This is a genomic window from Luteimonas sp. TWI596 (genome assembly GCF_039674105.1).
Classification (GTDB): domain Bacteria; phylum Pseudomonadota; class Gammaproteobacteria; order Xanthomonadales; family Xanthomonadaceae; genus Luteimonas.
Genome location: NZ_JBDJMU010000018.1, coordinates 20,806 through 41,159, shown reverse-complemented (window position 1 = coordinate 41,159; position 20,354 = coordinate 20,806). Strand labels below are relative to the sequence as shown.

Annotated in this window: 19 protein-coding genes; 5 read left to right on the top strand and 14 right to left on the bottom strand. The window is 72.2% G+C overall.

Features of this window, described 5'->3' with window-relative positions:
• Positions 1-54 precede the first annotated feature (54 nt).
• On the top strand, positions 55-2,400 hold the full coding sequence (locus ABE487_RS13720; protein WP_346452138.1) for a family 20 glycosylhydrolase: 2,346 nt from the start codon (positions 55-57) through the stop codon (positions 2,398-2,400).
• 22 nt (positions 2,401-2,422) lie between these two features.
• Here ABE487_RS13720 and ABE487_RS13715 read toward each other — a convergent pair whose 3' ends face one another.
• Complete coding sequence (locus tag ABE487_RS13715) at positions 2,423-2,842, bottom strand: VanZ family protein (RefSeq protein WP_346448684.1); 420 nt, start codon at positions 2,840-2,842, stop codon at positions 2,423-2,425.
• Entirely contained in the window at positions 2,839-4,020 is a 1,182-nt protein-coding gene (locus tag ABE487_RS13710) for an SAM-dependent methyltransferase (protein ID WP_346452137.1), read from the bottom strand. Before ABE487_RS13710 ends, ABE487_RS13715 begins: the two co-directional genes overlap by 4 nt.
• A 68-nt stretch (positions 4,021-4,088) precedes the next feature.
• Here ABE487_RS13710 and ABE487_RS13705 point away from each other — a divergent pair, with 68 nt between their 5' ends.
• Together ABE487_RS13705 and ABE487_RS13700 are read left to right on the top strand one after the other, a co-directional pair.
• A complete protein-coding gene (locus tag ABE487_RS13705) occupies positions 4,089-4,823 on the top strand; it encodes a pteridine reductase (RefSeq protein ID WP_346452136.1) in 735 nt (244 codons plus the stop codon).
• A complete protein-coding gene (locus tag ABE487_RS13700; RefSeq protein WP_346452135.1) occupies positions 4,820-6,451 on the top strand; it encodes a diguanylate cyclase in 1,632 nt (543 codons plus the stop codon). The genes ABE487_RS13705 and ABE487_RS13700 overlap by 4 nt, the downstream gene beginning before the upstream one ends.
• 15 nt (positions 6,452-6,466) lie before the next feature.
• Here the strand turns inward: ABE487_RS13700 and ABE487_RS13695 are convergent, their stop codons facing one another.
• The 10 genes from ABE487_RS13695 to tsaD all read right to left on the bottom strand — a co-directional run bounded on the left by ABE487_RS13695 (position 6,467) and on the right by tsaD (position 15,708).
• On the bottom strand, positions 6,467-7,729 hold the full coding sequence (locus ABE487_RS13695) for a glycosyltransferase (protein WP_346452134.1): 1,263 nt from the start codon (positions 7,727-7,729) through the stop codon (positions 6,467-6,469).
• The gene (locus tag ABE487_RS13690) at positions 7,714-8,298 is read right to left on the bottom strand and encodes a hypothetical protein (RefSeq protein WP_346452133.1); all 585 of its coding nucleotides are present in this window, start codon (positions 8,296-8,298) and stop codon (positions 7,714-7,716) included. Before ABE487_RS13690 ends, ABE487_RS13695 begins: the two co-directional genes overlap by 16 nt.
• Positions 8,288-9,442: a glycosyltransferase gene (locus ABE487_RS13685; RefSeq protein WP_346452132.1), complete on the bottom strand. Its 1,155-nt coding sequence runs from the start codon at positions 9,440-9,442 to the stop codon at positions 8,288-8,290. The genes ABE487_RS13690 and ABE487_RS13685 overlap by 11 nt, the downstream gene beginning before the upstream one ends.
• Positions 9,439-10,395 carry an NAD(P)-dependent oxidoreductase gene (locus ABE487_RS13680; protein WP_346452131.1) on the bottom strand — a complete coding sequence of 319 codons (957 nt, stop codon included), beginning with the start codon at positions 10,393-10,395 and terminating at the stop codon, positions 9,439-9,441. Before ABE487_RS13680 ends, ABE487_RS13685 begins: the two co-directional genes overlap by 4 nt.
• The gene (locus ABE487_RS13675) at positions 10,380-11,258 is read right to left on the bottom strand and encodes an MBL fold metallo-hydrolase (protein ID WP_346452130.1); all 879 of its coding nucleotides are present in this window, start codon (positions 11,256-11,258) and stop codon (positions 10,380-10,382) included. Before ABE487_RS13675 ends, ABE487_RS13680 begins: the two co-directional genes overlap by 16 nt.
• A gap of 1 nt (position 11,259) precedes the next feature.
• Complete coding sequence (locus ABE487_RS13670; RefSeq protein ID WP_346452155.1) at positions 11,260-12,273, bottom strand: 3-oxoacyl-[acyl-carrier-protein] synthase III C-terminal domain-containing protein; 1,014 nt, start codon at positions 12,271-12,273, stop codon at positions 11,260-11,262.
• Positions 12,273-12,773 (bottom strand): 2-amino-4-hydroxy-6-hydroxymethyldihydropteridine diphosphokinase, encoded by a 501-nt coding sequence (gene folK / locus ABE487_RS13665; RefSeq protein WP_346445418.1) that lies wholly within the window; start codon positions 12,771-12,773, stop codon positions 12,273-12,275. Before folK ends, ABE487_RS13670 begins: the two co-directional genes overlap by 1 nt.
• A gap of 49 nt (positions 12,774-12,822) precedes the next feature.
• A complete protein-coding gene (locus ABE487_RS13660) occupies positions 12,823-14,127 on the bottom strand; it encodes a mechanosensitive ion channel family protein (RefSeq protein WP_346445417.1) in 1,305 nt (434 codons plus the stop codon).
• A gap of 56 nt (positions 14,128-14,183) precedes the next feature.
• Entirely contained in the window at positions 14,184-14,540 is a 357-nt protein-coding gene (folB, locus tag ABE487_RS13655; RefSeq protein ID WP_346445416.1) for a dihydroneopterin aldolase, read from the bottom strand.
• Between the two features lie 133 nt (positions 14,541-14,673).
• The gene (gene tsaD, locus ABE487_RS13650; RefSeq protein ID WP_346445415.1) at positions 14,674-15,708 is read right to left on the bottom strand and encodes a tRNA (adenosine(37)-N6)-threonylcarbamoyltransferase complex transferase subunit TsaD; all 1,035 of its coding nucleotides are present in this window, start codon (positions 15,706-15,708) and stop codon (positions 14,674-14,676) included.
• A gap of 189 nt (positions 15,709-15,897) precedes the next feature.
• On the opposite strand from tsaD, the gene rpsU reads away from it, so the two are divergent.
• Together rpsU and ABE487_RS13640 are read left to right on the top strand one after the other, a co-directional pair.
• On the top strand, positions 15,898-16,113 hold the full coding sequence (gene rpsU, locus ABE487_RS13645; RefSeq protein WP_047138278.1) for a 30S ribosomal protein S21: 216 nt from the start codon (positions 15,898-15,900) through the stop codon (positions 16,111-16,113).
• A gap of 166 nt (positions 16,114-16,279) precedes the next feature.
• The gene (locus ABE487_RS13640; RefSeq protein ID WP_346445414.1) at positions 16,280-16,723 is read left to right on the top strand and encodes a GatB/YqeY domain-containing protein; all 444 of its coding nucleotides are present in this window, start codon (positions 16,280-16,282) and stop codon (positions 16,721-16,723) included.
• Positions 16,724-17,489: 766 nt separating this feature from the next.
• Here ABE487_RS13640 and ABE487_RS13635 read toward each other — a convergent pair.
• On the bottom strand, positions 17,490-18,755 hold the full coding sequence (locus ABE487_RS13635; RefSeq protein ID WP_346452129.1) for a peptidoglycan DD-metalloendopeptidase family protein: 1,266 nt from the start codon (positions 18,753-18,755) through the stop codon (positions 17,490-17,492).
• A 2-nt stretch (positions 18,756-18,757) separates the two neighbouring features.
• The gene (gpmI, locus tag ABE487_RS13630; protein WP_346445651.1) at positions 18,758-20,308 is read right to left on the bottom strand and encodes a 2,3-bisphosphoglycerate-independent phosphoglycerate mutase; all 1,551 of its coding nucleotides are present in this window, start codon (positions 20,306-20,308) and stop codon (positions 18,758-18,760) included.
• Positions 20,309-20,354 lie beyond the last annotated feature (46 nt).

Below are 20,354 nucleotides of genomic sequence, written 5' to 3'. Positions count from 1 at the left end.
CACCGGCGGCGCCGCATTCGTGCGGCGCCGCGCATTTCTGATGGAATATCGCGTATGCCTGTTCGCTTGATCCCGCGCCTGCCTGCCGTCGCGCTCGGCCTGGCCGCCGCCGCGCTGCTGACCGCCTGCGCCCCGCGTCCGCAACGGCCGCACGAGGTGGTTGCCGCCCCGGCCTTGATTCCCGCCCCTGCCCGGCTCGTGACCGGCGACGGCGGCTTCGACCTCGACGCGGCCACACCGCTGCACGCAGACAGCGAGGCCGCGCAGCAGGCGGCGCGCCGATTCGCCGCGCTGGCCGCGAGGTCCAACGGTTTGCGCCTGGCCGCACCCGCGGCCGGCGGCCCGGCGCCCGGTGCGATCGCATTCGTGCTCGATCCGGCGGTCTCGCCCGAGGCACCCGAAGGCTATGCGCTGGCGATCGGGTCGGACGGGATCGTCGTGCGCGCATCCAATGCGCGTGGCCTGTTCCACGGCGCGACGACGTTGTGGCAGTTGATCGCGCAGGCCCAGGGCGAGGCGATGACGCTGCCGGCGTTGCGGATCGACGATGCCCCGCGCTTCGGCTGGCGTGGGCTCATGCTCGATTCGGCGCGGCATTTCCAGAGCGTCGACGAGATCAAGCGCGTGCTCGATGCGATGGCGATGCACAAGCTCAATGTCTTCCATTGGCACCTGACCGACGACCAGGGCTGGCGCATCGAGATCAAGCGTTATCCGCGTCTGGCCGAGGTCGGCGGTTGCCGCATTCCGGCCGGCGACGGCGGCATCGATCCTGCGACCGGCGCGCCGGTGCCCTACTGCGGCTACTACACCCAGGACCAGGTCCGCGAGATCGTCGCCTATGCCGCGGCGCTGCACATCGAAGTCGTGCCGGAGATCAACGGACCTGGACACGCACAGGCCGCGGTCTCGGCCTATCCCGAGCTCGGTGTGCTCGACACGCCGGTGCCGGTGCTCGCCGAATGGGGTGTCAACCGCACGCTGTTCAATGTCGAGGAATCGACCTTCACGTTTCTGGAAAACGTACTGGCCGAGGTGGTCGACCTGTTCCCGGGCCGCTACGTGCACGTCGGCGGCGACGAGGCGGTCAAGGATCAATGGGAGGCCTCGCCGCGGGTGCAGCAGCGCATGCGCGAACTCGGCGTGCGCGACGAGGCGCAGTTGCAGAGCCATTTCATCGGCCGCATGGAACGCTACCTGTCCACGCACGGCCGGCGCCTGATCGGCTGGGACGAGATCCTGGAGGGCGGCCTGCCGCCGGAGGCGACGGTGATGTCGTGGCGCGGGATCGAGGGCGGCATCGCCGCTGCCGCGCTCGGCCACGACGTGGTCATGAGCCCGTCGTCGGACCTGTATCTGGATTACCTGCAGACCGACGCGCCGGACGAGCCCCCGGGCCGGCCGTCGATGGTCACCCTCGAGCAGGTCTACCGGTTCGAGCCGGTGCCCGCCGCGCTGCCGGCGGCGCAGCGCCATCACATCCTCGGCGTGCAGGCGAACATGTGGACCGAGCACACGCGCAGCTTCGCGCGCCTGCAGCACAACTTGTTTCCACGCATGGCGGCGCTGGCCGAGACCGCCTGGTCGCCCGCCGAGGCGCGCGACTATGCCGGTTTCCTGGCACGCCTTCCGATGCAGTTGCAGCGTTACCGGGCGCTGGACATCGCCTACGCGCAGACGCCGTTCCAGGCGTTGGCGACGATCGAGGGCGACCGCCGCGATGGGACTGCGCGGGTGACGCTGCGCAATCCGCTGGGCTACCCGATCCGCTACACCCTCGATGGCCGCGCGCCGGATGCCGGCTCGCCGCGCTACACCGCGCCGCTCGATGTGCGGTTGCCGGCGCAGGTGCGCGCGGCCGCGTTCGCCACCGACGGCACGCCACTGGCGCCGGCCACGACCCATGCGGTCGATGCGACCTCGCTGCTGACCCGCCACAACGCCGAGCTGGCGGTCTGCCCCGATGTCGGGCGCCTGCTGCTGCGGCTCGAGGACGACGGTCCGCTGACCGGCGAGCGCGCGATCTTCAACGTGACGATCTTCCACCCTTGCTGGCTGTGGCCGGCGGCGGACCTGGGCGACATCGACCGGTTGACGGTTCGCGCCGGGCGCATGCCCTACGCGTTCCAGCTGGCCCACGACGAGCCGCAGCGCACCTTCCTGCCGGCGCGCACCGCGCACGGCGAGCTGCAGGTCCAGGGCGAAGGCTGCGCCGGCCCGGTGCTGGCGACGGTGCCGTTGCCGGCCGCGCCCGACGCCGACGGTTTCGTCAGTCTCGACGTGCCGCTCGACACCGGCGCGCTGGCGTCGCGGCGTACGACCGATCTGTGTCTTCGCTTCACCGGCGACACCCGGCCGACGATGTGGGTGGTGGACGCGGTCACGCTGCAGCCGCGTTGACGGCCCGCGGCGGGCGCCTGGACTACCGGCGCTCGCCGTCGATGCGCAGCAGCAGGTCGCGCAGTGGCGTGAGCCGGGTCGCCAGGCCCGCGATCACGCCCAGCGTGTTGGCCAGTGCGTCGGCCGGGTCCTGCATGCGGGTCTGGGTCAGCGCACCTTGCGCGAACTCCAGCCCGATTCCCAGCAGCACCAGGCCCAGGCCGGCACCGAGCAGCGAGGGCCAGCGCGCGTAGAGCTGGACCGCGGCCGCCGCCAGGGCCGCGTAGGCGAGGAAATGGCCGAGCTTGTCGCCATCGGGCACGTCGGGCATCGGCACCGACGGCGCCAGCGACAGCACCACGACAGCCGCGATCGCCGCGATCCACAGCCCGCACCACAGCCTGGGCCGGCGCAGCGGCTTGAGCGCGCTGCGTCGCACGCGCGGCCCCGCGGCGCGGCTCACAGCCGGTGGCTCAGATCGCCAACGAGGAACGCGTGTTCGAAGTCGACATCGCGAGCGAAGCCGATCGCCTGGAACGCCTCGCCCATGCCACCGGGCAACGTCAGTTTCTTGACCTGCTGGCGCAGGGCGTAGCGGGCGGCTTCGTCGTCGGCCTGGGCTTCGTGCGCGGCCAGGCGCGCATCCAGGCGGTTGCCCAGCAGCAACGAGGCCTGGGTGCAGTAACCGGCGAATTCGAAGCCGGCCCCGGTGCCCGCCTCGGCCAGCGCGGTGAAGTCGACCGAGGCGGTCAGGTCCTGCAGGCCCGGCAGCGCCAACACGTCTGGCGACACTCGGTGGCGGTGGAAGGCGCGCAGAGTGCCGTCGCTGCGATCGTCGCGGTAGTACTCGCTGCGCGGGTAGCCGTAGTCGACGAACAGCATCGCGCCGCGCCGTAGCCCCCCGGCCACCGCCTGGACCCAGTAGGGCAGTTGCGGCAACAGTTCGGAGCGGTAGCCTTCGGGCAGCGGCGCGCCGCGCTGGCGCTCGATGTGTCGCACCGCCGGCGCCAGCAGCGCATCGGCCGGGCGCAGCGCGGTCGCGAAGCCGCCATCGTCGGCAACGACGACGTACTCCTCGTACACCTCGCCGCCCTGCACTGCGAACCGCGGCGTCGGCAGCGCATCGACGACCTCGTTGGCGAACAGCACGCCGTTCCAGTCGTCGGGCATCGGGCCGTCGAGCCAGTGCACACGCGCGAACAGCGCGGCCGGCAGCCGCGCGGCCAGATGCGCGCGCTGGCGCTCGCGCAGGTCCGCGCTGGGCTCGAGGATCGCGTAGCGCGCAGGCACGGCATCGAGCGCGGCCAGATGCGCCAGCGCATCGGCAGCGAAGGCGCCGCTGCCGCCGCCGACCTCCAGCACCTGGGCCTCGACGCCGATCTCGCGCAACACCGGCGCGATCGCCTCGGCGATGCATTCGGCGAACAGGCTGCCGAGTTCGGGCGCGGTGACGAAGTCGCCGGCCGCACCGAACTTCGTCGCGCCAGCGCTGTAGTAGCCCAGGCCGGGCGCATACAGCGCCAGCTCCATGAACTTCCAGAACGGGATCGCGCCGCCGGCCTCGGCGATCAGCGCGCGAATCGCCGCACGCAGGCGTTCGCTGTGGGCAAGGGCATCTTCGGAGATAGGGGGAGCGGACATGGACGGGGCTTGGCGGTCACAATGCACAGCATACCGAGCCTGCCCGAACGCGACCGTCAGGAGCCCGCATGGACACCCCGCGCCCCGTCGCGCTGATCACCGGCGCTGCGCGCCGCCTCGGCGCTGCGATCGCCCGTCATCTACACGCCCACGGCCACGACGTCGCGCTGCACTGCAACGCCTCGCGCGACGACGCCGATGCGCTGGCCGCCGAGTTCGAGGCGTTGCGCCCGGGCAGCGCTGCCGTGCTGTCGGCCGACCTGGCCGAGGCCGACGCCGCGGCGGCCCTCGTCGCGGCGTCGGTGGCCCGCTTCGGCCGGCTCGATGCCCTGGTCAACAACGCCGCGGCGTTCGTGCCGGCATCGCTGGCGGACAGCGACGCGGCCCTGTTCGACGCGCTGATGGCGGTCAACGCCCGCGCGCCGTTCCTGCTCGCACGCGCCGCCGCGCCGCACTTGCGCAGCGCCAGCGGCGCGATCGTCAACATCGCCGACCTCTATGCCGAACGCCCACGCGCCGACCTGGTCGCCTATGCGGCATCGAAGGCGGCGCTGCTCGGACTGACCCGCAGCCTCGCGGTCGCGCTGGCGCCGCAGGTGCGGGTCAACGCGGTCGCGCCGGGCGCGATCCTGTGGCCGGAGGACGGCGGCGATCCCGAGCTGCGCGCACGCATTCTCGAGGCGACCCCGTTGCGCCGGCAGGGCCGGGTCGAGGATATCGCCGAGGCGGTCGGCTGGCTGCTGCGCGGGGCCGGCTTCAGCACCGGTGAGGTCCTCCACGTCGACGGCGGCCGCATGCTGTGACCCGCGACGGCTTGCGCACGCTGCTGTCGGTGCTGCTGGGTGCAGCGGCCTGGCTGCTGGCGGGCCTGGCCATGGCGGCCCCGCTGGTCCCGCTCGATGGCCGCTGGCAAGCCGCGGACGCACAGCAGGCGCAGGCGTTCGATCCGCAGCGCGGCCTGACGCTGCCGCGTGCAGACGACGGCCACGCGGTGCAGCTGTGGCCGCGCGACGGCCAATGGCCGGCCGGCCCCTGGGTCCTGGAGGTCCGGCAGGCGGCGCTGCAGCATGTGACTCTGGAGTGGCCGCCCGGCCAGCCGCAGACGCGCGCGCAAACGATCCAGGTGCCGGGACAATGGCCAGGGCACGGCCGCCTGGGGTTCCACGTCGTGTCGCCGCCACCAGACGGCGCCCCGCTGACGCTGCGGGTCCAGGCCCACGGCAGCATGCCCGGCACGCTGCTGTGGACGGTGGTGTCGGAAAGCGACTATCTGCAACGCGATGCGCGCTGGCTGGCGATCGCGAGCGCGTGCCTGGCGACGATGCTGGCGATGGCGGTGATGGCGGCGTTCTTCGCCTGGCGTCTGCGCGACGCGACCTTCGCGTTCTACGCCCTCTATGTGGTGGCGTTCGCGCTGGTGATGGCGCTGCAGACCGGCTACACGGTGCATCCGCTCGGCCAGCAGTGGCTGGGCGAAGCCACCCGCTTCTGGGGGCGGCTGGCGACCGCGACCGCGATCGTCAGCGCGATCCTGTTCCTCGACCGCTTCGCCGACCTGCCGCGCCTGTTGCCGCGCGGCCGACGCTGGCTGCGCGGCTACGCTGCGGTGGTGGCGTTGTGTGCGGTGCCGGCGCTGGTGCCGCTGCCGGCGCTCGAGGCATTGGGCCGGACGCTGATCAACCCGCTGCTGGCGCTCGGCGCGCCGCTGCTGCTGGGCGCTGCCGCGCTCGCCGCGCATCGCGGGTCGCGGCTGGCAGGCGTGTTCCTGATCGGCTGGACACCGCTGCTGCTGGTCACCGCCCTGTCGAGCCTCGGGCTCGGCGAGCGGATCGGCATCGCCTGGGACGACGGCCTGGCATCGCTGGCGAGCGGCGCGTTCGAGGCGCTGGTGCTGGCACTGGGTCTTGCCGAGCGCAGCGCGGGCTTGCGCGGCGAGCGCGACCTCGCCCTGCGGCAAGCGCACACCGACGCACTCACCGGCCTGCTCAACCGGCGCAGTTGGGATGCGCGCCTGCCAGTGCTGTTGGCTGCCGCGCCGGCCCATCTGTCGGTGATGTTTCTCGACCTCGATCACTTCAAGCGCATCAACGATGCGCTGGGGCATTCGACCGGCGACCGCTGTCTGCGCGAAGTCGCGCGCGTGCTGCGGCTCGAACTCGACCCGGCCTGGCCGGTCGCGCGTTACGGCGGCGAGGAGTTCGTCGTCGCCCTGCCCGGCACCGATGCTGCGACCGCGCTGCAGATAGCCGAGCGGATCCGCACGCGCTTTCGGACCGCGCTGGCCGATTTCGACGCGTTGCGCCCGACGGTCAGCATCGGCGTGGCCGCCCACCGGGCCGGCGAAGATGCCGACACCCTGCTGCGACGGGCCGACCACGCGCTGTACCAGGCCAAGCAGACCGGCCGCGATCGCGTGCAGTTGGCAGGTTGAGCCGGACGCGTGGGGCTACGGTGCCGGGCCTACATCCTGCTCGACCAGATCGGCCAGCGGGTGCGCCGCCACGCAGGCGCGCACTGCGGCCTGCAGGGCCGGCAGGCCGGCGAACAGGGACGGTTCGGCGAACGCACGGCGCACTGCGGCCGGAAGCCCGTCGAGGTCGCGCAGCCACAGCGCCGCACGGGCCTGTTGCAGCCGCGCGGCATGATCGAACTGGTCGTAATCCTGCGGGCAGACGATGGCCGGACGCGCCTCGGCCAAGCAGCGGTAGAGAATGCCGGCGCCGCCGTGGTGCACGACAAGATCGTAGCGCCCGACCCAGCGCGCATAGTCGACATGGGCGAGCCGCTGGTAGTTGCCGCTGCGTTCGTGGTGGTCGGCCGCGACGTCGCCGTCACTGAAATGGATCTCCAGCTCGGGCATCGCCGCGGCCAACGCGCGCAACCGCACGTCGACCCCGTCCTTGGCCCAGCGCAGGTGCGTGCCCAGCGTGACCAGCACATGTCGGCGTCCCGCGACGAACACCGGCGCCGCACGCGGCGGCAGCCACGGCGTGTCGTCGCCACCGGCCGGCAACCGCGGCCCGACGAAGCGCAGCGCCGCCGGCCAGGTGCGCGGGAACTCCAGCGCCGCGATGCCCAGCGCGAGGATCCGCTCGGGCGAGTAGACCGCTTCGGTGCCATCGCCCCGGTACAGTTGCGGCAGACCGAGCGCGCGCATGCGCGTGCGGTGCATTCGATGCACGCCGCGTTTGAAGCCGCGAACCGCCCAGCGCGCCAGTGTCTGCCACAGCCGGGCGCCAGCATGCGTCGCCGGCAGCAGTCCGCCCATGTAGGCCGGCGGCCCGTCGGGCGTCTCGACCACGCATGGCGACGGTAGGCTGGTCCACCAACGGATGCCCAGCGATTGCGCGACGGTGCCGGCAACCGGCACGGTGAAATCGGCGATCACCAGATCCGGCGACGCCTGCGCATACTCAGCACGCAAGGCCTGCGCGAAGTGCGTCATGACCCCGAGCGCGTCGCGCAGTTGTCGATGCATGCGCAGCGGGTGGTTGCGTACCGCATGGCGCGGGTCGGAGATCGCATCGAGGACGCGCTCGGCGTCGGCATCGAGCAGCGGTACGCCGGCAAGCCCGGCACGCGCGACCTGCGCCATCGCCGACGGCGTCGACAGCACCCGCACCGCGTGCCGCGGCGCGAGCTCGCGGGCGATCGCCAGGATCGGATGCAGATGTCCGCTGTAGGGCGGCGCGATCAGGTCGATGCGCATGGCGTCGCCGCGACGAAGTCCGCGCACAGGGCCCGCACCTCGGGCCGCTGCAGATAGTCCAGATGGCCGCCGCCGACCGGCAGCGCGGGCCCGCGCCAGCCCAGGCGCGAGATCCAGTCGCCGCGGCCGCGCACGCACAGCAGGCGGGCCACGTCCGGCGCCCGCCGCGCCACCGGCCCGTAGGCGAATACGTGCAGCCGTTGTGCCAGTCCCACCGGCAACCGCAGATTGGCCAGCAGTTCGAGCCCGCAACTGCCGGCCAGCACCACCACCGCGCCGCCACCGTCCAACGCCGCGGCCACCGCCGCGCCGTGGCGCCGGGCGAACGCGGGACGACGGGCGACGAGGTAATCGCCGGCATTGCGCAGCGCTGCCAGCGGCAACGGCACTGCGACGTGGCCGGCGCGCGACGCGGTGTAGGGGAAGTTGCACGGGAGCAGGTCGCGACCCGGCCCGCGCAGCGTGTCGAGGAACGCCGCCTGCTGCGGGCTGAGCGCGCAGCGCGCCGGGTCGCTGCGGCCGGTCAGAAACGCGATGCGGACTCTCCCGCTGTCGGCGTCAGGCGGCATGGAACCGGCCATCGGCATGCACGCGGTAGCGGCGGCTACGCCAGCGCACCGTGCGCACGCAGACCGCATGCAACACATGCAGCGGCTGCAACAGCTCGGCCAGCAGCGACAGCACCGGCCGCGGTGCGGACGCGACGCCGAGCCCGCGTTGCAGCGCCCATGGCACCCAGGCCCGAAGCGCCAGCACACCGGCGACCGCCACGGCACCGGCCAACCCGGGGCGCCATGCCAGCGCCACGAGCATCGCCCACAACAGCAGCGGCGGCAGGCCATGCAGCAGCACGATCGCCGCCCGCGTGCGTGGCGGCTGGCGATGCAGCAGCAAGGTGGCAAACAACATCCAGCGATGCATCTGCCGCACGTAGTGCGCCGGGCCGTCGAGGCTGGTGCGCACCGCGACCGGCGCGATCGTCTGCGCAATGCGGCCGCCCTGTGCGCGGACGTGATCGGCCATCGCCAGGTCGTCGGCCAGCGCGCCGCGCAGCGGCGAAAAGCCGCCGATCGCGCGCAGGCGCTCGGTGCGCAGCGCGTAGCACATGCCGTTGATCGACACTGGCGGCGCCCAGGCCAGCGGCGCGAGATAGGTCAGCGCGGCGTTGTCGTTGACGAAGCACGCGAGCAGGCGGCCGGGCCAGCGCTCGCCGTCGTCGCGATAGCCGGGCAGCGCCGTCGCCAGGTCGGCCGCATCGAGGGCAGCGACCAGGCGTGCAAGCGCATCGGCCGACAGCGTGGCGTCGTCGTCGAGCACCAGGCAGACCGGGGCCTGGACCTGCGGCAACGCACTCTCGAGCTTGTAGATCTTGGGATTGCAGCCGTCGGGCGCAGGCGGCAACACGCACACGTCGATCGCAGCGCCAGGGTACGCGGCGCGCACGGCAGCGACCGCCGCGAGTGCCTGCGCGTCGTCGGCATCGAGCAGCCAGTGGAAGCGCGCCAGCGGCAGCGCGTGCACGGTGGCGCCGAGCACGTCGCGCAGCCGGGGGTCGCCGCCGAGGATCGGCTGCAGCACGGCGACGTCCTGCATCCGCCGCGCCGATGGCGGCACCGGACGTGCGTGCTGGCGCCGCAGTTCGCGCCACGCGCAGGCGCCGCGCAGCGCCAGCAGTGCGGCGTAGGCGCACGCGCAGACGAGCGCGACGCTCACCGCGCCCACTGCGCACGCTGCCAGGCGACGAAGGCCTCGATGCCGTCGGCCAACGACACGCTCGGCGGTCCCAGGTCGGCGAGCATGCGCGCCGGATCGAAGGTCTTGGAATAGGCGAACACGCCGACGCCGAAGCGCGTGATCGGCGGCTCGCCGCGCAGCCGCAGGCCACGCCACAGCCATTCGGCCACGGTGGCCGCACGCAGCGCCGCGCCGATGCGTACGCGCCGCGTCGGCGGCGGCAGGTCCAGTTGCGCCAGCACGTCGAGCAGCAGCGCCTGCAGGTCCACCGGCTCGGCATTGGTCAGGTTGTAGCTCTCGGCCGGGCGCGGCATCGTCGCGATCCGCAGCAGGTAGTCCGACAACGTGTCGATCTGCACCAGATCGCCGATCACCGGCCGGTCCTGGCCGACGAACCGGGGCAACGCACCGCGTCGCGCCGCTTCGAGGATGCGCGGAAACAGCACCGTGTCGCCGACGCCGAACACTGCGCGCGGCCGCACCACGACATGCTCGCCGGGATAGGCGCGCACCAGTTGCTCGCCGGCGTACTTGGTCTGCGCGTAGCGGTTCACGAAGTCCGGCCCGATCGGACTGTCCTCGCGCAGGCCCAATTGATGGGTCTCGCGGTAGAACACCGAACTCGACGACAGGTAGACCAGCCGCGGCAGGCCGTGGCGCTTGCAGAACTCGATGACATGCGCGGTCGCGTCGATGTTCTGCGCCCGATACTGCGCAGGCGTGCCCCAGGGCGAGGACCGCGCGGCGGCATGGATCACCACGTCCGGTCGGAACGGCAGGTCGAACGGCCGGCTCAGGTCGCATTGCACGTAGCCCGGCAGGTCGGTCGCACGGCGCCCGGTGCCCCACAGCGTCAGGTCGGCGCGCGCGGCGTGGCGGCGCAGGAACGCGCCGCCGACGAAGCCCGACGCGCCAGTCACCAGGATGCGCATGCGGCCGCCTCCGGTCGGGGCGCGGGCGTCTGCGCGCGATAGCGGTCCAGGCTCGCCTGGCAATGCGAGGGCACGATGGCCACGTCCGCGGCCTCGTGGGCCAGCGTGTGCAGCCGCGCGAGCGTACGCGTATAGGCCGGCCAGTCGTGGGTCACCAGCCGCGCCGGCCATGCCGGCAACCGACGCTCGCGGAACGCCAGGTGCGACCAGCAGGCATCGGCGCACAGCAGCACTGCGCGGTCGTGCGCATCGCGCAGGCACAGGCCCAACTGCCGCGGCGCATGGCCCGGCAGCGCAACCGCGAACAGGCTGCCGTCGCCGAACAGGTCGTGGCCCTCGCCCAGCGCCTGCCACGGCGCGGGCAGCGGCCGCGCGACCGCCTCGTCGGCATGGCGCAGGCGCGCGTCGAAATCCGGCGGCAACAATGCCGGCAGCCAGCCGTTGCGCAGCCCGCGCAACCGTGGCATCGCGCGCAGGGTGTCGAGGTCCTCGCGCATGCACACGAAGCGGGCATTGGGCAGGTCGCGCAGGCCGGCGATGTGGTCGGCATGGAAATGCGAGATCAGGCACCAGCGGATATCGGCCGGTCGCAGCCCATACGCGGCGAGTTGCGCCTCCAGGCGTTGCTCGGCCGGCAGCACGACCGGTGTGGCCCAGCGATACAGGCGCTCGGGCAGCCGTGCGGTCGCGTCCAGGAACCGCGGCGCGTAGCCGGTGTCGTAGAGGATCGCGCCCTGCCGCGGATGCACGATCAGCGCGACCATCGACGGAAACGCCACGCTGGCCCAGCGCCCGCCGGCCAGCGTCACCCGCTCGCAATGCCGGCAATGCCCGACGTCGAACAGGGTCAGGGCGAGGCGCACGTCAGTACCGCAGCACCGCGCCGCCCAGCGACAGCCCGGCGCCGGTGCCCAGCAGCAGGCAGGTCTGGCCACGCTGCAGGCGGCCGCCCACGATCGCGTGGTGCAACGCGTGCGGTAACGAGGCCGCGACCTGGTTGCCGTGCTCGGCGAGGATCCGCACCACGCGCGCTTCGGGCAGCCGCAACGCGCGCACGATCCGGTCCAGGCCCCCGCCGGAGGCCTGGTGCGGAACCACGCAGTCGATCGCATCCAGGCCGATGCCGGCCGCTGCCAGCAGGCGTTCGAGCAGGCGCGGCAGACGACGGCCCGCCAGCCGGAACGTCGCCGGGCCGTCCATCTCGAAGCGGTAGACGTCCGGATCGATGTCGCAATGCGCCCGATCGCCGGGCGCGATCCGCGTGCCGCCACCGCGGATCCGGCACGCGTCGGCGCTGTCGGCATAGGTCTCCATGCGCCAGGCCAGTAACGCCGAGTCATCGCCCGGTGCTGCGGCGCCCAGCACCAGCGCGGCGGCGCCGTCGCCGAACAGCGGCGCGGTCAGCGGGTCGTCGGCGCGCAGCCCGCGCGAGGGCAGCTCGCTGGCCACGACCAGCACGCGACGATAGCGGCCAGTGGCGATGCCCGCCGCGACCAGGTCCAGCGCGACCACAAAGCCCAGGCAGGTCGCGTTGACATCGAAGGCCGGGATGCCCGAATCGCCGAGACCGAGCGCGCGCTGGACCAGCGCGGCCTGGCACGGGATCGGCTGCTCCATGACCGCGCAGGTGGAGACGATCGCGTCGAGCGTCTCGCCGCCGATCCCGGCCGCCGAGAGTGCCGCCTGCGCGGCGCGCGCCGCCATCCACGATGCAGTCTCGCCATCGGCGGCAACGCCGCGCCAGGCCACGCCGGTTGCCGCCTCGCTGGCGCCGGACGCCAGGCCGAGCCGCGCATCGAAATCGCTCGACGGCACCCGCCGCGCAGGGCGATGGCAACCGCTGCCCAGGATCCGCAGTGCAGGGCCTGCGGTCTGCATCAGGCGGGACACCCGGCCAGCGCGTCGATGCGCGCAAACGCCGTGTCGCGGTCGGGATGGACGGCCCACAGCTGCGCGAGGGTGCGGCCGTCGACCGGATGGCGCAGGTCCGGCGCGATCTCGGCCAGCGGCTTGAGCACGAACGCATGCCGCAGTTCATCGCGCGGAATGCGCAGGTTCCCCGCGCCGGTCAGCACGCGGTCGTCGTAGAGCACGATGTCGATGTCCAGCGTCCGGTCGCTGTAGCGCGGTCCGCTGCGGTCGCGCCCGTGCGCGTCCTCGAGCGCGTGCAGCCAGGCGTTGAGCGCGTCGGGCGGCAGGTCGGTCTCGATGGTCGCGGCGGCATTGAGGAAATCGGCGCCGTCGTAGCCCACCGCCGGGAAGCGGTAGGTCTGCGACACGACGAGCACGGGGAAGCGCGCGCGCAGCGCGTCCACCGCGGCGCGCAGGTGACGCTCGGGATCGAGGTTGCTGCCGAGGCTCAGGCAGGCGATGGCCATGGTGGCGCTCCTGTGGGGAGCGCCATGATCGCGCATCGTCCGCCCGAGGTCAGCGGGGGCGCGCGTCTTCCAGCGCCGGCGCCGCCCGGGCCGGGCCCGCGTCGGCGGTCGGCCCGCCTTGCAGGCGCACGTCCATCGGCGCGTCGCTGCGGGCCTGGAACACCCGCAGGTCGAACTCGGGCAGGATCGCCAGCAGGTGGTCGAAGATGTCGGCCTGGATGCCCTCGTAGACCGTCCACCCGGTGTCGGCGGTGAAACAGTAGATCTCCAGCGGCAGCCCGGTCTCGGTGGGCTGGAGTTGGCGCACCAGCAGGGTCAGCTCCTGGTTGATGCCGGCATGGTGGCGCAGGTAGTGCTCGACGTAGGCGCGGAAGGTGCCCAGGTTGGTGACCCGGCGGTGGTTCACCGGCTCGGCGCCGCGCGCGGCCAGCGCGGTGTTCCAGTCCGACAGCTCCTGGTCCTTGCGGTCGAGATAGGCATCGAGCAGCACGAAGCGGCGGAAGCGCGCGATCTCGTCGGCAGCCAGGAACCGCACACTGCCCTGATCGAGATACAGCGCACGCTTGATCCGGCGGCCGCCGCCCTCCGACATCGGCCGCCAGTTCTTGAACGCGTCGCTGACCAGCTTCTTGGTCGGCACCGTGGTCACGGTGCGGTCGAAGTTGCGCACGGTGATCGTATGCAGGGCGATGTCGATCACGTCGCCGTCGGCGTTCTGGCTCGGCATCTCGATCCAGTCGCCGATGCGCACCCGGCCGTCGTTGCTGATCTGCACGCTGGCCACCAACGAGAGAATGGTGTCCTGGAAGATCAGCATCAGCACCGCGGTCATCGCGCCCAGGCCGGTGACGATGTGCAGGAACTGCGCGCCGATCAGCGTGGCGATCACCGAAATGCCGACCAGCACGAACATCACGATCTTGGCGACCTGCAGGTAGCCCTTGATCGGCTTGTTGTGCGCGTCGGGACGTCGCTCGTAGTTGTGGTTGACCACATCGAGCGCGCGCGAGATCGCCAGCGCGATCGTCACGACCACGAAGATCTGGCACAGCCGCTCCACGATCAGCACCAGTTGCGGCGGCAGATCGGGCACGGCGTTGATGCCGGCCGAGATCACCAGCGCCGGCACAATGTTGGCCAGCCGCGGAATCACCCGCAGGCGCACCTGTCGGTCGTGCTGCGCGCCGCCCAGCGGCGTGCGCTGCAACACCCGACCGAGGCCGCGCAGCAGGATGCGCTTGGTGATGAAATTCGCCAGCCACGCCAGCAGGCACAGAGCGGCCAGTACGGTTGCGGTGTACGCCCAGGGATAGGGCGCCAGCAGGGTGCTGAGTCGTTCGAGATGGGGCTGCATCGTGCGGGAATCTCCTGTTGCGGCCGCGTATCCGCGGCGGCGCCGGGACCCGCGGATCAGTCCTGGCGACTGCGTTCGATGATCACGCCGACCGCGCGTGCACCACGCACCGCACCCGGCTTGCTGAGCTTCAATCGTACCCAACCGACGTTGAACTCATCGATCACAAGCGCCGCGCAGCGCTCGGCCAGGGTCTCGACCAGCCCGAATTCCGACGCGCCGACATAGTCGATCAGCCGCTTGCTGACGGCCTTGTAATCGAGTGTGCGGGCGATGTCGTCGCTCGCCGCCGGCACGCGATTGTCGAACGTCATCTCGACATCGAACACCAGCGGCTGGCGGATACGCCGCTCCCAGTCGTAGATGCCGATCAGCGCCTCGATCTCGAGGCCTTCGATGAAGACTTTGTCCATGGGAGAGGCCGGATGGGTGATTCGTGGATGGGAGAGGGGGTGAAGCGCAACCGCGGGCGACAGCTTAGCGATTGTCTCGTCGCAGAGTCGGGACGAGCATGGCCGCCGATCCCGTCGCATCACCCCACACGCATCACGGATGCACCAACGGCGGCAGTTGCGCCATGTCCCACCTCGGCACCACGCGCACCGCCGCATCGCCGTGCTGGCCGGCCTGCAGGCGCAGCGCACCGGCGAAGGCGATCATCGCGCCGTTGTCGGTGCACAGCGCCGGGCGCGGGAAGCACACGCGGCCGCCGCGGCGCGTGGCGTCGGCCTGCAGCTTCTGGCGCAGGCGCAGGTTCGCGCCGACGCCGCCGGCGACCACGAGCGTGGTGCATCCGGTCGCATCGAGCGCGCGCGCGCACTTGATCGCCAAGGTGTCGACGACCGCATCCTCGAAGCCGCGCGCGATGTCGGCGCGGGTCGACGCGCTGCGGTCGCTGTTCTGCCAGGCCAGCAGCACCTGGGTCTTCAGACCGCTGAAGCTGAAGTCCAGGCCGGGCCGGTCGGTCATCGGCCGGGAGAAGCGGAACGCGCCCGGCGTCCCGGTCTGCGCCAGTGCGGCCAACTGCGGGCCGCCGGGATAAGGCAGGCCCATCAGCTTGGCGGTCTTGTCGAAGGCCTCGCCGGCGGCGTCGTCCAGGGTCTCGCCGAGCAGCCGGTAGGCGCCGATCGCATCGACCGCGACCAACTGCGTGTGCCCCCCCGAGACCAGCAGCGCGACGAACGGCGGCGCCGGGGCGTCGTCCTCCATCAGCGGCGCCAGCAGATGGCCTTCCATGTGATGCACGCCGATCGCCGGCACGTCGAGCGCCCAGGCCAGCGCGCGGGCGACGCCCGCACCGACCAGCAGCGCGCCCACCAGGCCGGGACCGGCGGTATAGGCGACACCATCGAGCGCCTCGACCTCGAGCCCGGCCTCGGCCAAGGTCTGGCGGATCAGCGGCAACAGCTTGCGCACGTGGTCGCGGCTGGCCAGCTCCGGCACGACGCCACCGTACTGCGCATGCAACGCGATCTGGCTGTAGACCGCATGCGCACGCAGCCCCGCGGCCCCGCCCAGGGCGGTGTCGTAGACGGCGACGCCGGTTTCGTCGCAGGAGGTTTCGATGCCGAGGACGTTCATGGTGCGCAGGACTGCCGGGAAGCGGACGGGGACACGGGCGCATCGCAGCGCCCGCTCCGGGCGGCTTGCGTCAGCCGCCGGGTCCTGGCTATGATACGCGGCTCGCCGGGAGCAGACCCTCGGCAGACCCGAATTCGTCAGATTCGATCCGGCCCTCGACGGTCGGGTGCCCAGATCCCCGGAGATTCCATGCCTAGCGTCAAAGTCCGCGAAAACGAGCCCTTCGAGTTTGCGCTGCGCCGTTTCAAGCGCACCTGCGAGAAGGCCGGCGTGCTCGCCGAAACCCGTAAGCGCGAGTTCTACGAGAAGCCGACCCAGGAGCGCAAGCGCAAGGCCGCTGCCGCCGTGAAGCGTCAGGCCCGTCGCGTGTCGCGCGACGTCACCAAGCGCCAGCGCCTGTACTGATCGACCCGCGTCGGGCACCGCCTGGCGCGATCGTGTCCTGACGCAAGAGCCGGCCGCGCGCATGCGCTGCCGGCTTTTTGTCGTCCCTCGTTCCCAGCCCTGTGCCTCGCACGAAGGGCATTGGTCTGCCTCAGGACTGCTTGCCCGTCCGCCACCGGAAACCGCCATGACCCTCAAACAGCAACTCACCGAAGACATGAAGGCCGCGATGAAGGGCGGCGACAAGCACAGCCTGGGCGTGATCCGCCTGGTCAACGCCGCGATCAAACAGCGCGAGGTCGACGAACGCATCGAACTCGACGACGCCGCGGTGCTCGCCGTGCTGGAGAAGATGGTCAAGCAGCGCAAGGATTCGGTGACCCAGTACGCGGGGGCCGGGCGCGAGGATCTGGCCCAGATCGAGCGCGACGAGATCGTGGTCATCGAGCGCTACCTGCCCGAGAAGCTGGGCGAGGCCGAGATCGTGGCCGCGATCGAGGCGGCGAAGGCCCAGACCGGTGCCAGCAGCCCGGCCGACATCGGCAAGCTGATGGGCGTGCTCAAGCCGCAACTGGCCGGCAAGGCCGACATGGGCGAGGTCTCGCGCTTGGTCAAGCAGTCGCTGGGCTGAGGCCCCGCTGGCGGGCCGCCAACGGCCCGCCCCCACCCGACGCGCCACGCGCGCCGGCCTCCCCCACACGCGGGGAAGGCGATCCGTCGTGACTTTCGCGCTCGCGGCGATACGCATCTGCGCCCTCCCCCCGCCTGCGGCGGAGGACTGGGGTGGCGCGCGCCGCCAACGGCCCCGCCCCCACCCGACGCGCTGCGCGCGCCGGCCTCCCCCACACGTGAGGGAGGTGATCCGTCGTGACTTTCGCGCTCGCGACGATACGCATCTGCGCCCTCCCCGGCTTGTGGCGGAGGGCTGGGGCGAGCCGCCAACGGCCCGGCCCCCACCCGACGCGCTATGCGCGCCGGCCTCCCCCACACGTGGGGAGGCGATCCGTCGTGACTTTCGCGCTCGCGGCGATACGCATCTGCGCCCTCCCCCGCCTACGGCGGAGGGCTGGGGTGGGGCCGCCAACGGCCCCGCCCCCACCCGACGCGCTATGCGCGTCGACCTCCCCCACACGTGGGGAGGCGATCCGTCGTGACCTTCGCGCTCGCGGCGATACGCATCTGCGCCCTCCCCCGCCTGCGGCGGAGGGCTGGAGCGAGCCGCCAACGGCCACGCCCTCACGCGACGCGCCACGCGCGCCGGCCTTCCCCACACGTGGGGGAGGCGATCCGTCGTGACTTTCGCGCTCGCGGCGATGCGCATCCGCTCCCTCCTCCGCTTGCGGGGGAGGGCTGGGGTGGGGGCCGCCGATCGCGACCAACCGCCCCCCCCGCGCGCCTCAGCGGCGTTGCAGCCAGGTCGTCGGGTTGACCGGCTTGCCGTTCTGGCGCAGTTCGAAGTACAGGCCGCTGCGGCCCTGTCCGCCGGAATTGCCGACGCTGGCGACGGTGTCGCCGCGTTTCACCGCATCGCCGGTCTTGCGCAGCAGCGCGTCGTTGTGCGCGTACAGGCTCATGTAGCCGTTGCCGTGGTCGACGATCAGCAGCATGCCGTAGCCAGTCATCCACTCGGCGAACACGACGGTGCCGTCGGCGACGGCCTTGACCGGGGTGCCTGCGGCCGCGCCGATCAGCACGCCGTTGCTGCTGCTGCCGTCGGGCAGCCTGCCGCCAAAGGCGGTCAGCAGCGCACCGCTGATCGGCCAGCCCAGCCCCCCGACCTGCGGCGCCGGAGCGCGGGCGACCTGCGGCCGCGGCCGGGACGGCGGGCGTGGACTGCTCCCGCTCTGGCGCGCCTCGCGGGCCTCTCGCGCCTCGCGCTCGCGCGCGGCGGCAGCCGCGGCACGCCGTTCGGCCTCGGCGCGGCGCGCGGCCGCACGCAACTGCGCCAGCACCCGTTCCAGTGCGCGGGCGTCCTGGCCCAGGGCCTTTTCGCGGGCGCTGCGGTCGTTGAACTTCGCATCCAGGCCCTTGACCGCATCGGCGCGCTTGCTGCGATCGGTCTCGACCTGCGCCAGCCTTGCGCGCTGTTCGGCATGCGCGGCCTCGAGCGCGGCGCGGCGGTCCTGGATCGCCGCCTCCATGCCGTCGAGCTCGGTCATCTCGGCACGCAATTCGGCGATGCGCTCGCTGCGCTGCTGCTGCAGATAGCGGTGGTAGACCAGCAAACGGCCAGCGTCGGCGACCCGGTCCTGCGCCAGCATCAGCTTGAGCGCGGCTTCGTCGCCAATGGTGTAGGCCGCCCGCAGCAACGTCGCCAACTCGGCGCGACGCTGCTCGACGGTGGCGATGAGGGTCTGGCGGCGTGCCTGCAGGCGCTCGAGTTCGGCCTGCTCGGCGGCGAGCTTGATCCGGGTCTCGCGCAGCGCGGTCGTCGAGGCGGCCACCTGTTCATCGGCCTGGCGCAGCTCGCGTGCGGCCGCGCCACGCTGGCCCTCGAGGCGGCGGCGCTCGGCGGCGACATCGCGCAGTTCCTTGCGCACCCGCTCCAGCCGCCGCTCGGTCTCGCGGCTGTTCTGGGCGGCGACCTCGAGCACCGGCAGCGCCGCGGCCAGCAGCGCGGTCAGCAGCAGCGCGGTGCCGGTCGCGGTCGCCCTGCCGGTCATGCTCAGCCGTCGGCCTGCAACAGGCTGCGGCCGGTCATCTCGGCCGGCACCGGCAGGCCGAGCAGGTCGAGGATCGTCGGCGCCAGGTCGCGCAGCGCCCCGCCGCGGCGCAGCGGGCCGGGTCGGCTGCCGACGTAGACCAGGTCGACCGGGCCGACCGTGTGCGCGGTGTGCGGCTCGCCGGTCTCGGGGTCGCGCATCATCTCGACGTTGCCGTGGTCGGCGGTGACCAGCAGTTCGCCGCCCTTTGCGCGCACGATCTCGACGATCTCGCCGACCGCACGGTCGACCGTCTCCACCGCCTTGATCGCCGCCTCCAGCACGCCGGTGTGACCGACCATGTCGGGGTTGGCGAAGTTGCAGATCACCACGTCGAAGCGCTCGTCGCGCACCGCCTGCACCAGTTGCGCGCAGACCTCGGGCGCGCTCATCTCCGGCTGCAGGTCATAGGTCGCGACCTTGGGGCTGGGCACCAGGATGCGGTCCTCGCCTGGGAACGGCGCCTCGCGGCCGCCGCTGAGGAAGAACGTGACGTGCGCGTACTTCTCGGTCTCGGCGATCCGCAGCTGGGTCAGCCCCTGGGCACCGAGCACCTCACCCAGCGTATTGGGCAGGTCGTCGGGCGCAAATGCCAGCGGCGCGGGCAAGCGCGCGTCGTACTCGGTCAGGCAGACGAAGCGCGCCAGCGCCGGACGCCGCGCCTCGAACCCGGCGAAGGCCGGGTCGACGAAGGCGGCGGTGAGCTGGCGTGCGCGGTCGGCGCGGAAGTTCATGAACACCACGGCATCGCCGTCGGCCATCGGCTCCGCGCCGTCGATGACGGTCGGGCGCACGAACTCGTCGTTCTCGTCGCGCGCATAGGCCGCCTGCAAGGCCGCGACCGCATCGGACGCGCGGTACGGCGAGGCCGCCTCGACGATCGCGTCCCAGGCCTGGCGCACGCGCTCCCAGCGCTGGTCGCGGTCCATCGCGTAGTAGCGCCCGGACACGCTGGCCACGTGCGCGTTGCCCAAGGCTGCGCAGCGGTCGTGCAGCGCGCGCAGGCTCGGTTCGGCCGAACGCGGCGGCATGTCGCGCCCATCGGTGAACGCATGCACGGCCACGCGCGGCACGCCGCGGCGATGCGCCAGTTCGAGCATCGCGAACAGGTGCGCCTCGTGGCTGTGCACGCCACCGGGCGAGAGCAGCCCCATCACGTGCAGCGTGCCGCCGTTGGCGCACACCGCGTCGCAGGCCGCCCCCAGTTCGGCATTGGTGAAGAAGCTGCCGTCCTCGATCGCCGCATCGATGCGGGTCAGGTCCTGGTAGACGACCCGGCCGGCGCCGATGTTCATGTGGCCGACCTCCGAGTTGCCCATCTGCCCGTCGGGCAGGCCGACGTGGCGGCCCTCGGTGTGGATCAGCGTGGTCGGGTGCCCGGCCAGCAGCCCGCGCCAGGTCGGGATGTCGGCGAGCGCGAGCGCGTTGTCGCGCGGGTCGTCGCGGTGCCCCCAGCCATCGAGGATCAGCAGGACGACGGGGCGCGGACGGGAGGCGGGAGCGGCATGTGGCACGACGAACGGCCCAGTGACCAAAGACAGATGCGATTGTACCGACACG